Annotated in this window: 2 protein-coding genes; both read left to right on the top strand. The window is 44.5% G+C overall.

Features of this window, described 5'->3' with window-relative positions:
- Positions 1–871 (top strand): phage tail protein (locus tag ACFIMQ_RS09305; protein ID WP_375703922.1); only part of this gene is annotated, 871 nt, incomplete at its 5' end.
- 9 nt (positions 872–880) lie between these two features.
- Positions 881–1,802: phage tail protein (locus tag ACFIMQ_RS09310; protein ID WP_375703923.1), on the top strand; the 922-nt coding region annotated here is incomplete at its 3' end.

Below are 1,802 nucleotides of genomic sequence, written 5' to 3' on the forward strand. Positions count from 1 at the left end.
GGATACCAGTGGTGTGATTGAAAGCACTTTTACGGTTGATGCTGAACATCAGACAACGGTGATAAGGCTTCAAAGTCCCTCTCAATTTTTAGAGTATAGGAATGGGATAGCGCTTTGTTTTAAAGCGAAGGGTAAGAATGTTGGGGTAACTACAATTGCCTTGAATGCTTTAGCCGCTCAACCTGTTTATAAGGCAACAGAATTAGGCATTCGTCCTCTATCAGGAGGAGAGCTTCAAAAGGGTTGCATTTATAGCTTGGTCTATAGGGCAGATGCTTGGCAAGTTTTAAATCCTACGCCGGTTTCTTTACCGCAAGGACCGGTTATACCTGTTTGTCCACCAGGGACAATAGGGGCTTTTGGGATGCAAGTTTTACCGAAAGGCTGGTTGTTATGTGATGGGAAGGCTTATTTGCGCAGTGAGTATAGGGCTCTTTATGAAGCGATAGGGATCAGGTGGGGGAGCGTTGATGATTATAGCAAGTTTCATGTTCCCGATTTGCGTGGCGTTTTTTTGCGTGGTGTTGATGATGACCGCGAGATAGACCGCTTTCGTTATTTGGGTACTTTTCAAAATGACGCTATGAGAAAGCATGATCATAGTGGTCAAACCTTTACGATTTTGAATGCAGAAAATCAGGAGGAGAGTTGGCATGGTGATATGACGATTATCTGGGGTTATGTGCTTAATGACCAGCAAAGGTTAAAGCTCGCCGAACGTTTGGGCGTGAGAGCAGAGGATATACGGGTTCATCATAAGCTCGCCTTTCCGCAAACGCATCTTCATATGCGTGATGTTCCATCGGCAAGTTTTGGAGCCAGTGAGACACGCCCGATAAATATGAGTGTTGTGTTTGCGATTAAGACGTGAGGTGTTGAGATGTCGACGATTTATGATTGGTCTTTAAGTGCATCGGAGAATGGTGGTGCGGATAATCTGATTAATTGGTCAGAAGGACAACATCCGAACACGGTTAACAACAGTGCGCGTTTTATGATGCAGCGTGTGCGTGAGTATTTATTGGATACGGGTGGTGTGATTGAAGGGGTTGTTACGGTTGATGATAAACAAAAGACGAGTGCGATAGGTCTTCAAAGTCCCTCTCAGTTTTTAGCGTATAAGAATGGGATAACGCTTTGTTTTAAAGCGAAGGGCAAGAATGTAGGGGCTACCACGATTGCTTTGAATAATTTAATCGGCAAGCCCGTTTATAAGGCGACGGACACCGGTTTATTAGCTTTAACGGGAGGAGAAATCCAAGATGGCTGTCTTTATACCGTTATTTATGATGAAGATATAACCGGTTGGCAAATTCTCAATCCCACAAGGGAAAAAGTTACTTCCTTAAAACGTTTACCATCTGGTCTGATAGGACCTTTTGGCATGGAGCGCTTGCCGGATGGTTGGTTACCTTGTGATGGGCGTGCTTATTCGCGAAGAACGTATAGAGCCTTGTTTGAGGTGATAGGGACGACGTGGGGAGAAGGAGATGGCGCCACGACGTTTAATGTTCCGGATTTTCGTGGAATGTTTTTACGAGGTATGGACTATGAACGCAATTTAGACCCTTGGCGTTCTTTTGCAAGTATACAACCCTGTTCTTTGAAAGGGCATGAACATTTTATCGGTCCCGCCTCTTCTGAGGGTCGTTCTTCACGGAAAAGACGGGATGTTTCTTCTTCTGAAGTTTCTTTGCAAAGGCGAAAGAGATCTGTAGACGAAGAGTGTGTAGGTTTGAGTGGTGATAGCTTAGAGGAATGTAATCAAGAATTTGACCACATAGCAGGAATTCCACAGCCAG

Source organism: Bartonella sp. AD13SXNS (assembly GCF_042196465.1).
In the GTDB taxonomy this organism is placed as follows: domain Bacteria; phylum Pseudomonadota; class Alphaproteobacteria; order Rhizobiales; family Rhizobiaceae; genus Bartonella.